Here is an 11,922-nt window from a genome sequence, read left to right on the forward strand (position 1 = left end):
GAAGGCCCCGGCACACGGTTCGTGTGCCGGGGCCTTCTGCGTGTCCTCTAGAAGAAGACGCTGCGGCGTTGCATGAGCAGGGTGTAGAGGGTCTGCTGGATGGTTTCGCGGACCTGGTCGGTGACGTTGAAGACCAGCATCGGGTCGTCGGCGGCGCCGTCGGCGAAGTCGTCGGTGCGGATCGGCTCGCCGAATTCGATCAGCCACTTGGACGGCAGCGGGATCAGGCCGAGCGGTCCGAGCAGCGGGAAGAACGGCGTGACCGGGATGTACGGGACACCCACCAGCCGCGCCAGCGAGGCGATGTTGCCGACCAGCGGATAGATCTCCTCGGCCCCGACGATCGAGCACGGGATGATCGGTACGCCGGTCCGCATCGCGGCACTCACGAATCCGCCGCGTCCGAAGCGCTGCAGCTTGTACCGCTCGGCGAACGGCTTCCCGAGCCCCTTGAAACCCTCCGGCCAGACACCGACCAGGTTGCCCTGCCGGAGCAGCCGCTCGGCGTCGTCGTTGTTCGCCAGCGTCGCCCCACCCTTCCGGGAGAGCTCACCGACGAACGGCGTCTGGAACACCAGGTCCGCCGCCAGCGTGCGCAGCGGCCGGTTGGTGTGATCCGCGACGACCACCTGGGTGACCAGCCCGTCGAGCGGCATGGTGCCGGAGTGGTTCGCGACGATCAGCGCGCTGCCGTCGGCCGGGATGTTCTCGATCCCGCGTACTTCGACGCGGAACCACTTCTCCACCATCGGACGCAGCATCGGCAGCAGGACCTGGTCGGTCAGGTCGGAGTCGTACCCGAACTCGTCGAGCTCGTAGTCCCCGCTCAACCGCCGCCGCAGGAACGCCAGCCACTCGGCGACCCGGCGCTCCCCGTCCTCCCCGAACAGCGACCGCACCACTCGCTCGAGCCCGGCAAAGTCGAAGTCGCCACCTTCAGGTACGTCGATGCCCGGCACAGCCTCGATCGGCTCGACCGGCGTCTCGGTCGGCTGCGAGGTGACCGGCTTGTCCTTGACTGTCTTCTTGGCGCGACCACCCGGTCCCGCGAGCGCGCGAGCCGCGGCGGAGGGCGTCGTACGGCGGCCACTCCCCCGGCCCGGTCGCCCGCCGGAGCCGATCGGGATCACGTCCGCGTCAGCCACGCAACGCTCCCAGTCCTGCGGTGAGCAGCCCCGAGACCCGCGTCATCGCGCCGGTCCCGAGCGAGGCCCGGAAGGCGTCGAACGCCTCGGCCGTGGTGTACGCCGGCTCGAAGCCGAACTCGGTCCGCATCCGGGTCGTGTCCACACCCCGCCCGTACGTCAGGAAGGTGATCTGGTCCGGCGAGAAGTCCGCCAGCCGGGCGCGCCGGACAGCGGCAGCCGTGCTGGACGCGGTGAACGAAGGCAACCGCAGCGTCGGCCGGCCGAGCCGGCGGATCGCCTGGGACAGCGAGAGCACGCCGTCACCGGCCAGGTTGAAGGTCCCGGGGATGTCGTTCACGGTCGCGCGCAGAATCGCCTCGACCCCGTCGTCCTCGTGCAGGAACTGCAGACGGGCGTCGTACCCGAAGACCGTGGGTACGACGGGCAACGCGAAGTACCGCGTCATCGGGGAATCGGTCTTGGGGCCGATCCAGTTCGCCATCCGGAGCGTGGTCACGCAGACATCGGGGCGGCGCCGGGCGAACCCGCGCACGTACCCCTCGACCTCGACCGCGTCCTTGCTCAGCCCGTGATGATGAATCGCCCGCGGCGCCATCTCCTCGGTGAACATGGCCGGGTCCCGCGGACCCGCGCCGTACACCGTGGTCGACGACTTCACCACCAGCTTGGCCACGCCGGACGCCTTCTGGCAGGCGGCGAGCAGCTGCATGGTGCCGATGACGTTGATCTCCTTCATCGACGACCGGCCGCCGGCGCTGCCAGGGGTGGCAACCACGCCGGTGTGGACGACCGTGTCGACACCCTCAGCGGCGATCACCTTGGCGATCACCGGATTGCGAATGTCGGCCCGGACGAACCGCACCCGCCCGAGCTCGGCACGTGGCGGAACCACGTCGACGCCGAGCACGGTGCCGATCGCCGGGTCGTCGGCCAGTCTGCGGGCACAACGAGCACCGGCGTCCCGCGAGACGCCGGTAACCATCACTACCTGTGCCACGAGCTACCCCCAGCCGGACCGGGCGCGGCAGAACGACTTACTTGCCGAGCTTGCGGCGCTGCACCCGCGTCTTCTTCAGCAGCTTGCGGTGCTTCTTCTTCGCCATACGCTTGCGGCGCTTCTTGATTACGGAACCCACGTCTGACCATCCAAACTCAAAGAGAACGTCGGCAAAGCTTACCCGTAGGTCACTCCCCCCACCTAAAGCAGCCTCGACCACTAGACTGGGGATGACCTGGGGAGGCTGTTTTGAGGGCTCGGTACGACGGTTTGGCGGACTGGTACGAGGAGCGATTCGTCGAGGGCTCGGAGCCGCATCAGCCTGGGATGCTGGAGCTGCTCGGCCCTGGTTCGGGGCCTTGTCTCGACATCGGGTGCGGCACCGGGCGGAACTTCGAGTCCATCCGGGCCAGCGGGCGCACCATCGTCGGGCTGGACTTCTCCAAGGACCAGCTCGGCCTCGCTCGGACCCGCACCGACGGACCTCTGCTGCACGGGGACGCCGCAGTACTCCCCTTCGCCGACGAGTCCTTCGACACCGCGATCACGATGTGGATCTCAACGGATGTGGACGACTTCGGCGCCGTCCTGCGCGAGGCGGCGCGAGTACTGCGTCCCGGCGGGATCCTGGTCGCCTACGGCGTACACCCGTGCTTCAACGGACCGCATGTCGTTTACGAGGAGGACGGCCGCCGGACCGCCTATCCGACGTATCGCCAGGCCGGTTGGCACCACGATTCACCGTGGTGGAGCGACGACGGGATCCGCCGCCGGATCGGCATGCGCCACCTGCCCCTGGCCGAGTACCTGAACGCCATCATCAAATCCGGCCTGACCGCCGAACACTTCGAGGAACCCACCGGCCCCGACATCCCCCACGCCCTGGCCTTCCGCGCCCGCAAGAGCTAGGCGGCTTTGCGGACTGCTATCTGCGTGACGGGCTTTGTCAGGACAGCGAGGTGTGGGGTGGCTGTGCGGTTGGTGGTGCTTGCGTAGGCGGCGGGGGTGAAGGCGACGGCGGCCAGGCCGAGGGTCGCAATGGTGCCTACGGCAACTGTTTTGACGATTCGGATCGGCATCGGAAGCCTCCTTCAGGTTGGTGACTCCATCCTGGTTGTGCGGACTGCGACGGTGCTGGAAGGAACCTGGCAGCCGGCTGGGAATGGCGCAGTACGGTTGTGGCATGGCCTACCTGGTGTTTCTCGGTGGACTTGTGGTGGTGCTCGCGGGGCTGACTTGGTTCGCCTCGTGGGCGAAGCGGCGCGGCCGCGGGTCCGGGGTCGCCGGCGCGATCGCGGCGTACGACGAGGCGTACCGGACCACCGCGCATCAATCGCACTACGAGCTCCGGCAGCAGGGGGATCGGAGGTCCGAGAGCGGATCCCCGGACGATCTCTAACTCAGGTAGTCGGAGATCGGGCCGAGGGTGATTAGGCCGCTGCCGGCCGCGTGTTCGTTGGCCGCAGGCGCGAGTGCGATCTGCGCCTTCTCCAGTAGTTGGGCGTTGCCCGACTGCCTTGCACTGTGGACGGTCAGGGCCCAGTAGGCCTCGAGTAGCAGGCCCGGCGGCGGATCGGCCGCGACGTCGGTCTGACCGCGGCCGGCGAGGTTCGGCGAACCCTTCAACCACAGGGCGTGCGGGCCGTAGTCGGCCGCGGGGATCGGCTCGTTGTGGCGTACGGCGTGTGCGGCGAGCGCCAGCGGGAGAAGACCGGCAGTCAGGCCGGGCATGCCGGAGTCATCGAGCAAGGCGGCTGCGGCGCGGTAGGACTCGGGGGTGTCGTCGCGGAGGGCGGCGTACCAGCGGGTGAAGACGGACACGAGCGGCAGTTCATGGCGGGCAGCCAGTGCGTCGGCGGCCGCGGCGTGTTCGTCGGCAGCGGTGTGGTCGGCTCGAGCGCAGGCGGACTGGAGCTGGACGAGGTGGCCGAGAACCTCGTAGGTGAAGAGGTTGTGGCGCTGCGAGAGAGTAACAAGCTCTGCGCCGATGACGTCGCGTTGCGGAGCGAGACCGGCGCGGTAGCAGGTCTGCATGAAAACGCCGTTCAGCGTGAACGCCAGCAGTGCAGGGTCGTCGAGTCCGCGCGCCAACTGCTCGGCCTCGAGCGCCGCGTCCCGAGGACGCGGTGATCGCGAACCACGGGACTCGAGCGCGATCGTGGCGAGCAGCCGAGCGCGGATGCTCGGATGGTCCTGCGTCGGCAGCACCCGTTCGGCGGCAGCCACGATCGCGGCCGCCTGCGCCTCGTCGTCGGACCGCGTCCAGATCGCCGGTACGTCGTACGCGCCGATGACTCGCGCGGTCAGGTCGGGATCGCCGAGCTCCTCGGCGGCGGTGACGGCAGCGAGACGATGCCGACGGGCAGCCTCCAGCCCACCGCCGCCGGTGACCGCGAGGTTGCGGAGCAGGCCGACGGTGGACTCGATCCGGGCTCTCGTTCCGCCGACCACGCGGTCGTACGCCGCGGTCGTCTCGGCCCACACGCTGCCGGCCGGCGAGAGCTGTTCGGCGTGGTTGAGGATGTCGCTCTCCAGGCGGCTCAGCGCCGGACCAGGATCGACGCCGAGCTGACCAACGAGCGTCTCCCGGGCACGACGCAGTACTGCGAGAGCGTCGCCCTGCCGCTCGCTGCGGTACAGCGCCAACGCCAGCAACCGCCACGCGTCTTCACGCCATGGATGCTCGGTCACGTGCGCATCGAGGTCCGGCACAGCCTGCGCCGCGAGCCCCAACGCCAGCCGCGCCTCCGCGATCTGCTCCACCGCCCGCAACCGGAGCTCGGTCAGTCGCGAGCGTTCGGCCAGCGCCCATCCCTCATCAGCAAACTCGGCGTACGCCGGACCGCGCCACAACGCCATCCCCGCCAGGAGTTCCGGCAACAGCTCCCCCGGCGACAACGACGCCTGCACGGCCGCCTCGAACCGCAACGCGTCCACAGCTTCGGTCCGCAACGCATAGCCAGGACCTGACGTCACCAGCAACCTCGCGGGTGCCCGCGGGGCCCGATCCGGCTCGATAACTCGTCGCAGCGCGGCCACGAAGGTCCGCACCGCACCCAACGCACCCGCCGGCGGATCCACCCACAGGTCATCCACCAGAACAGCCGCCGGTACGACGCGACCCCGAGCCACGATGAGCCGGGCCAGAACGGCCCGATGCCGAGGACCCTTCAGATCAACCGGCTCCCCGTCCCAAGCCACCACCGGCCCGAGCACCCCGAACTCCACCCAGCCACCGTAGCGGGCCGGCGGTTTGGCGGACGGGTCGACAGGTGGTGTCAGGCAGCCAGTAGTACACCTGAGCGTGAAAGCCTCCGCGCGTACGGCGTATCGCAGGTGTACTACCTGTCCAGCTGCTGCAACCACCACCGAAACGCTCATCGGTTGCTCATTCGGAGCCGGGATGCTCGGGGGTATGGAGATCGAAGGATTCGACTACCTGCGTGTGCGCGGCGCGGATGAGGTCGAGCTGGGCGTTGCCCGCGGTGGTTCAGGTACGCCGGTTGTGTTGTTGCATGGGTTTCCGCAGACGCACCTGATGTGGCGCCATGTTGCGCGTGACCTGGCTGCCGAGCACACCGTCATCTGTCCGGATCTCCGTGGGTACGGCGACAGCGGGAAGCCGATCGAGGGCTATTCGAAGCGGACGATGGCGGCGGATGTTGTCGCGGTGGCTCGGGAGCTCGGGCATTCGCGGTTTGCGTTGGTTGGGCATGACCGGGGTGCGCTGGTGGCGTTTCGGGCTGGGCTGGATCATCCGGAGGTGGTCACGCGCCTGATGTGTCTGGACGTGCTGCCGACGCTCGACATGTGGGAGGTGATGCACGGCACCAGCGCCGCGGTCGGGTTCCATCTGTATCTGATGGCGCAGCCGGCCGGGTTGCCGGAGCGGATGATCGCCGCGGCGTCCGACGAGTTCTTCGGGTACTTCCTGGATCTCTGGGCGAACGATCCCGCGGCGATCCCGCCCGAGGTTCGCTCCGTCTACCTGGAGGCTTCGCGCCGTGCGGTGCCGTCGATCGTCGCTGACTACCGGGCCTCGGCGACGATCGACGTCACGCACGATTCGGACGATCTTGCTCAGGGCAACAAACTGCGGATGCCGATGACGGTGGTCCAGCAGGACTGGGGCGCCGCACTCGGCTTCGACGCCGCCGCCCGCTGGAAGGCCTGGTCGACCGACCTCCACCACCAGACCACAAACGCCGGCCACTTCATGGCCGAGGAAGCACCCGACGAGATCACCACCGCAATCCGGGCACTCCTCAAGCGCTGAGGTACGTCGACTCACGCCGTGAGGTACGCCGACGACTCAGGCCGTGAGGTACGCCGTTGACTCGGTCAGGGCGTCGACGGCAGCGGTCAGGGACGTACTGATCAGCTGTCCGTCGCGCTTGACCGGCGTACCTCCGACCAGGACGGTGTCCACGTTGCCTGGATGGGCGGCGGTGACCACCGTCGCGACCGGATCGTGCAGACCGCCGACCAGGTTGATGTCCGTACTGCGGATCAGCAGGACGTCGGCCTTGTTGCCTACTGCGAGCGAACCGACGTCGGTCAGCCCGAGAGCGCGAGCACCGCAAACCGTCGCGAGCTGCAACACGTACGCGGCCGAGAACGTCTTGTAGCCAAGGGAAAGCAGCTCGTGCATCGCACGGAACATGTCACCGCCGGAGGTGGTCACGACATCGATCCCGAGGCTGAAGTCGACCCCGGCCGCACGGAGTCGGCCGGCGAGTGGCTGGCCCATCTCCATCCGCGCTTCGACCGTTGGGGTGACCGAGACGGCCGCGCCGGTGTCGGCGATCACCTTCAGTTCGGAGTCTGGAAGGTTGTTTCCGTGCACGTACAGGGTGTTCGGCCGAGTCAGGCCGGCGTCCCGTAGTTGCGTGATCGGATCCGGCGTCTGCGAACTGCTGCTGATGTGCACCACGACCGGCACCCCGAGCGAGTCGGCCAACTCCCAGTCCGCGCGTACCGTCTCGAACGGAGCGAACGACGGCCCGATCGCCGCCACCGCGAGACCGAGGCGCTCGGACCGGCGGCCCATGATCCGCCGCATCTCCCCTGCATCGACAACACCGCCGCTCAGCGGTGAAGGACCGTAGCCGAAGACGGCCCGGATCCCGCTGCGTTCCAGGGAATCCAGGGCCGCGTCGGCGTGTTCGGGCGACCGCTGAACGTGTGAATAGTCCTGCACTGTGGTGATCCCGGCGTCGAGGCACTCCAGCGCGCCGACGAGGTTGCCTGCTGCGACATCTTCGGCGCGGAACCTGGCGCCGTACCCGCCCAGCACTCGCTCGAAGTACACGCCGAGGTCCGCGTCGACCGTGATCCCGCGCAACGCGGTCTGCCACAGATGCCGATGCGTGTCGACGAACCCCGGCAGCACGATCCGCCCGGTCGCGTCGATCACCTCGGCATCCACGTCCAGCCCAGGTCCTACGGCCGCGATCCGCCCGTCCTCGATCAGTACGTCGGTCTCCGGCCGCACGACCACCTCCGGAAAGGTATCGATGACTGTCCCACCCTTGAGCAAACGCCTCACACACATCTCCCTCACTAGAAAGCTTTAGAGAAAGCTATCACCAAAGCATCCTAGTCTGTCCACAGGCAAGAGAAGGACGGAGTGCGAGCGGAGGCGGGGTGTGATGGGGTGTCAACCGTGAATGACGATCCGGTAGACCGGTTGATCGATTCCTGGTGGCAGGAGTTGCCCGAGGTGCTGTATCCGAGCAGCGAGCTGGCGAAGCGGATCATGGTGCTGGCTGGGCAGCTGAATGAGTCGACTCGGCAGGTGCTGCGCGAGCTGGGGCTGACGACGGCGGAGTTCGACGTGATCGTCTCGTTGCGGCGCGGCGGGTCGCCGTACCGGCAGAAGCCTTCGGAGCTGAGCCGGAATCTGCTGCTGTCGTCCGGCGGCACCAGCAACGTCACTAACCAGTTGGTACGCCGCGGACTCGTCGTACGCGAGCCGGACCCGGTCGACGGCCGCGGGACGCAGATCCAGTTGACGCCGGAGGGGATCAGGCTTGCCGAGCAGGCGGTGAAGGCGAGCTCGGCCGCACATCACGAGCTCTGGGCCGGCCTACCGGAAGGCACCGTCGAGCAGGCAGCCAAGGCGCTACGACCGCTGTTCAAGACCAAGGCGTAAGGCTCTTCAAGACCAAGACCAAGACCAAGACGTGACGAAGGGACCGATCCTCGGCGGATCGGTCCCTTCGGCTTCTCGTTGTTATCCGGCCTGGAAGAAGGCGCCTTTGAGGTAGTCGTGCACGGCGTCCTCCGACACCCGGAACGAACGACCCACCCGCACCGCGGGCAGCTCACCGGAGTGCACCAGCCGGTACACCGTCATCTTGGACACGCGCATGGCCGTGGCGACCTCCGCCACGGTCAGGAACTTCACCTCGGCGAGCGGCTGCTCACCACCGGACTTCTTTGATGCCATTGCGCACCGCACTTCCAGCACGGATCGTGCGCCGGCTTCCCCTCCGGCACCTCCGTCCGTGCATGCAACGAGCGTAGTGGCTGTTGGTGCGAATGGGAAAGAGGGGGACTTCTGTGACTCAACCGGGACCCGTTGCTGACTCAATACGTGGGATCAAGGCCTAACAAAGGGAAGCTGGCGTCGCGGGTGGCCTTGATCGCCCGGTCCAACCAGGTGTCCGGGTTGTAACCGGTCGACCAGTCGACATAGGTCGCGTCCCGGCCATCCGTCATCCGCACCGGCGCGACCCGCCCGAACCGGATCTGGACCTCCTCGCGCCACGAGTCCGGCACCGGCGTCAGCGGATCGATCGGGTTGCCCGCGACGATCGCGAGCAGATGAGTCCAGGCCCGCGGTACGACGTCGATGATCGCGTACCCACCGCCGCCGGTGGCGACCCACTTCCCGCCGGCCACCTCGTGCGCCAGATCGTGCAAGGCGAGGTACGCCGCGCGCTGACCGTCGATCGTCTTCGTCAAGTGGGCCAAGGGATCCTCGACATGCGAGTCGCACCCGTGCTGCGTCACCAGAACGCTCGGCCGGAACGCCTTCACCACATCCGGGACGATCGCGTGGAACGCTCGCAACCAGCCCGCGTCGCCCGTCCCCGGGGGCAGTGCGACGTTGACCGCCGTACCCTCGGCGTCCGGTCCGCCGGTCTCGCCGGGGCTGCCGGTACCAGGGAAGAGGGTGGTCGGCGACTCGTGCAGGCTGACCGTGAGCACCCGCGGATCGTTGTAGAAGACAGCCTGTACGCCGTCCCCGTGGTGCACGTCCACGTCGACGTACGCGACCCGCTCGGCGCCGTGGTCGAGCAGCCACTGGATGGCGATCGCGGGGTCGTTGTAGACGCAGAAACCGCTGGCCTGGTTGGGCATTGCGTGATGCAGGCCGCCGGAAATGTTCGCGGCATGCAGGACGTCGCCCTCCCAGACCGCGCGGGCGGCCTCGACCGAGGCGCCGACGATGTGCGCCGAGGCTTCGTGCATCTGCGGGAAGCAGTACGTGTCGGAGGTGCCCAAACCGTGGATGGGATCGGCCTCGTCAGGGTGGTCCCCCGCGCGCTTCACCGCAGCGACGTACTCGGGGGTGTGCACGGTCTCGAGCAGCGCATCGTCGGCTGTCGGCGCGGGCACGACCTTGAGCTCGTCGAGCACACCGAGCGCCCGCGCGAGCTTGATCGTGAGTTCCACCCGAATCGGACTCATCGGGTGCCCTCGACCGAAGTCGTACGCCGTCAACCCGTCGTCGAAGACCAGCATCGCCTCACCACTCATGCCCCCGACGATAACGGTCAGGCTTGCGGAAGTGGTTTGCCGAAGCGGCGGCTCATCCAGTAGGCGCCCCGCCGGGCGTGGAAGACGGTCATCAGGACGGCGCCGACAGCACCGGCGATCAGGGCCGAGGCAAGGTGGTCGCCGGCATGGGCGGCCGCGATCAGCGCGCCGGCAATCGCGAAGGCAGCCAGGCCGGCGATCGCGTTGTTGGTGGCCGAGTTGCCGGTCACGTTCGGGTACTCGCGGGCGGTGATGCCCTGGACGAAATGCGGGATGCCGTTGGTACCCATCAGGCCGGCCAGGAAGGTCAGCACAATCGCCTGGATCATCGAAGGTCCTCAATTCGGTCTACGTATGTTGACTGAACGGTAGACCGGACGAGGCCCCTCGGTCAACAGACGTAGACTGAGGGATGTGGCGACGAGAGTGGAACAGCGGCAGCGGACCGAGACCCGGATCCTGACGGCGGCGCGGCGGTTGTTCGGCGAGCACGGGTACGACCGGACCACGATCCGCGCGATCGCTTTCGAGGCCGGCAGCGATGCCGGGTTGGTGATGCGGTACTTCGGGTCCAAGGAGAAGCTGTTCGCGCAGGCAGCCGCGACGCCGGCAGACGGCCCGATCGAGGGCTCGCCGGAACAGATCGCCGAGCTGCTCACCGTCGCGTTGACCGAGAAGCTGGCGGACGAGCCGGGTGCGGCACTGGCTGCGCTGCGAGCGATGTTCAGCTATCCCGAGGCTGCCGACGAGGTGCGTGCGGCGATGACCGGCCAGCAGCGACAGATCGCCGCGCAGTTGCCGGGGGACGACGCGCTGCTGCGATCCGGGGTGATCGGCGCGCTGACGCTCGGGCTGGTGATCGGCCGGCATCTGGTCCGGCTGGACGGATTGGACGCGTCGCCAGAGGAACTGATGGCCGTAGCCGGCCCGCTCATCGAGGAGCTGGTAACAACAAACGGGCGGCGCGACACCCCTCCCCGGTCGCGCCGGCCCGTTAGTGGTCCAACGCCCGATTAATCGGTGCTGGACTGCAAAGCGTTACAGGATTCCCAGGTTGGTCCAGATTCAGCGCAGATTTCGGGTCGATTCCGGGGTGATCCGACTGCGGACAGTGAGATCCGGACTTGCGGGTTCCCGCGCCCAGGCCGCACAGTTCTTGCCGTGAGGCAAACGAAACCCAACCGGCGGCAAATCTTCACGGTGGGTGCGGCTGCAGCCGTCGCCACGGTGGCAGCCACCCAGACCGCATCAGCCACGACAGACATGACGATGTCCACTACTGCCACGTCGACCGGTCCGTACGGATCGGGCGTGCTCGGCTCCTGGGCCACCGGCACCCACGCCATCTCGACCACGACGCAGATCCGTCGCGTCCTGGACACCGACGGCGTGTACATGTTCGGCGACAGCATCTCCGTCCAGGACGGCAAGTCGCTCGCGACCCGGCTGCTGGGTCGCGACGGCAGCCAGATGGCCGTGAACAACTGGTCCAGCCGGCCGACCTCCGGCGCGGTCGATGTGCTGCAGCAGTGGGCGTCGGCGTACGGCCTGCCGCGGCGGATCCTGATGGCGAGCGGGTCCAACGACATCTTCGACCCACCGAAGTTCGCCGACCAGGTCGCCCGGGCGGTCAGCATCGTCGGCCGGAACCGGACGCTGTTCTGGGTCAACATCCAGGTCGTCCGCAAGGGTCTGACCGCGCCGGTGCAGCTCGCCGACCAGCGCAACAGCGCGTGGCTCAACATGCAGATGTACGACGCCCAGGAGAAGTACTCGAACCTGCGGATCATCCGCTGGGCCGAGTGGCTCTGGGTCAAGCCGTACCGACTGGCCAACTACCTGCGCGACGGCGTACACCCGTCGGTGCCGCTCGGTCAGGATGCCCGTAACGAGCTCATCGTTCAGTCGCTCACCCAGTGATACGCTGATGCCGTGAACACAAACTTGCAGCTGTGGTGGGCCGTCTAGGACGGTCCATCCCAGCGTGTTCGCACGCATCCAAAGGCCGTC

General features: G+C 67.7%; 15 protein-coding genes. 6 read left to right on the plus strand and 9 right to left on the minus strand.

Going from position 1 to position 11,922, the window contains the following annotated elements; translation table 11 throughout:
- Positions 1-47: 47 nt before the first annotated feature.
- Genes EV650_RS19505 through EV650_RS19515 form a run of 3 tightly spaced genes read right to left on the minus strand, consistent with a single transcriptional unit; the run spans position 48 to position 2,284 of the window.
- Positions 48-1,145, minus strand: coding sequence for a lysophospholipid acyltransferase family protein (locus tag EV650_RS19505; protein WP_134120478.1), 1,098 nt, complete (start codon positions 1,143-1,145; stop codon positions 48-50).
- The gene (locus tag EV650_RS19510; protein ID WP_134122567.1) at positions 1,138-2,130 is read right to left on the minus strand and encodes an NAD-dependent epimerase/dehydratase family protein; all 993 of its coding nucleotides are present in this window, start codon (positions 2,128-2,130) and stop codon (positions 1,138-1,140) included. Before EV650_RS19510 ends, EV650_RS19505 begins: the two co-directional genes overlap by 8 nt.
- Before the next feature lie 52 nt (positions 2,131-2,182).
- On the minus strand, positions 2,183-2,284 hold the full coding sequence (locus tag EV650_RS19515) for a 30S ribosomal protein bS22 (protein ID WP_008356322.1): 102 nt from the start codon (positions 2,282-2,284) through the stop codon (positions 2,183-2,185).
- A 110-nt stretch (positions 2,285-2,394) separates the two neighbouring features.
- On the opposite strand from EV650_RS19515, the gene EV650_RS19520 reads away from it, so the two are divergent.
- Positions 2,395-3,054 carry a class I SAM-dependent methyltransferase gene (locus EV650_RS19520; RefSeq protein ID WP_134120479.1) on the plus strand — a complete coding sequence of 220 codons (660 nt, stop codon included), beginning with the start codon at positions 2,395-2,397 and terminating at the stop codon, positions 3,052-3,054.
- Here the strand turns inward: EV650_RS19520 and EV650_RS40395 are convergent.
- Positions 3,051-3,224 carry a hypothetical protein gene (locus EV650_RS40395; protein ID WP_166678220.1) on the minus strand — a complete coding sequence of 58 codons (174 nt, stop codon included), beginning with the start codon at positions 3,222-3,224 and terminating at the stop codon, positions 3,051-3,053. The two genes, EV650_RS19520 and EV650_RS40395, sit on opposite strands and share 4 nt — an antisense overlap.
- 104 nt (positions 3,225-3,328) lie before the next feature.
- On the opposite strand from EV650_RS40395, the gene EV650_RS19525 reads away from it, so the two are divergent.
- On the plus strand, positions 3,329-3,544 hold the full coding sequence (locus EV650_RS19525) for a hypothetical protein (RefSeq protein WP_134120480.1): 216 nt from the start codon (positions 3,329-3,331) through the stop codon (positions 3,542-3,544).
- Here EV650_RS19525 and EV650_RS19530 read toward each other — a convergent pair.
- Positions 3,541-5,526 (minus strand): AfsR/SARP family transcriptional regulator, encoded by a 1,986-nt coding sequence (locus tag EV650_RS19530; protein ID WP_134120481.1) that lies wholly within the window; start codon positions 5,524-5,526, stop codon positions 3,541-3,543. The two genes, EV650_RS19525 and EV650_RS19530, sit on opposite strands and share 4 nt — an antisense overlap.
- A 34-nt stretch (positions 5,527-5,560) precedes the next feature.
- Here EV650_RS19530 and EV650_RS19535 point away from each other — a divergent pair, with 34 nt between their 5' ends.
- The gene (locus tag EV650_RS19535) at positions 5,561-6,421 is read left to right on the plus strand and encodes an alpha/beta fold hydrolase (protein WP_134120482.1); all 861 of its coding nucleotides are present in this window, start codon (positions 5,561-5,563) and stop codon (positions 6,419-6,421) included.
- 36 nt (positions 6,422-6,457) lie between these two features.
- Here EV650_RS19535 and EV650_RS19540 read toward each other — a convergent pair whose 3' ends face one another.
- On the minus strand, positions 6,458-7,693 hold the full coding sequence (locus EV650_RS19540) for an amidohydrolase family protein (RefSeq protein ID WP_238174328.1): 1,236 nt from the start codon (positions 7,691-7,693) through the stop codon (positions 6,458-6,460).
- Between the two features lie 117 nt (positions 7,694-7,810).
- Here EV650_RS19540 and EV650_RS19545 point away from each other — a divergent pair, with 117 nt between their 5' ends.
- Positions 7,811-8,299: a MarR family winged helix-turn-helix transcriptional regulator gene (locus EV650_RS19545; RefSeq protein WP_134120484.1), complete on the plus strand. Its 489-nt coding sequence runs from the start codon at positions 7,811-7,813 to the stop codon at positions 8,297-8,299.
- Positions 8,300-8,380: 81 nt separating this feature from the next.
- On the opposite strand, the gene EV650_RS19550 is transcribed toward EV650_RS19545, so the two are convergent.
- The 3 genes from EV650_RS19550 to EV650_RS19560 form a co-directional block, all read right to left on the minus strand.
- Entirely contained in the window at positions 8,381-8,596 is a 216-nt protein-coding gene (locus EV650_RS19550) for a helix-turn-helix domain-containing protein (RefSeq protein WP_012923942.1), read from the minus strand.
- Positions 8,597-8,736: 140 nt separating this feature from the next.
- Positions 8,737-9,912, minus strand: a complete 1,176-nt coding sequence (locus tag EV650_RS19555) for an acetoin utilization protein AcuC (RefSeq protein WP_134120485.1) — start codon at positions 9,910-9,912, stop codon at positions 8,737-8,739.
- Positions 9,913-9,929: 17 nt separating this feature from the next.
- Complete coding sequence (locus tag EV650_RS19560; protein WP_134120486.1) at positions 9,930-10,241, minus strand: hypothetical protein; 312 nt, start codon at positions 10,239-10,241, stop codon at positions 9,930-9,932.
- Positions 10,242-10,326: 85 nt separating this feature from the next.
- Between EV650_RS19560 and EV650_RS19565 the strand changes: the two genes are divergently transcribed.
- Together EV650_RS19565 and EV650_RS19570 are read left to right on the plus strand one after the other, a co-directional pair.
- Positions 10,327-10,929: a TetR/AcrR family transcriptional regulator gene (locus tag EV650_RS19565; RefSeq protein WP_202874767.1), complete on the plus strand. Its 603-nt coding sequence runs from the start codon at positions 10,327-10,329 to the stop codon at positions 10,927-10,929.
- 144 nt (positions 10,930-11,073) lie between these two features.
- A complete protein-coding gene (locus EV650_RS19570) occupies positions 11,074-11,832 on the plus strand; it encodes an SGNH/GDSL hydrolase family protein (RefSeq protein ID WP_238174329.1) in 759 nt (252 codons plus the stop codon).
- Positions 11,833-11,922: the final 90 nt, after the last annotated feature.

It is taken from the genome of Kribbella kalugense (genome assembly GCF_004365875.1).
Taxonomy (GTDB): domain Bacteria; phylum Actinomycetota; class Actinomycetes; order Propionibacteriales; family Kribbellaceae; genus Kribbella; species Kribbella kalugense.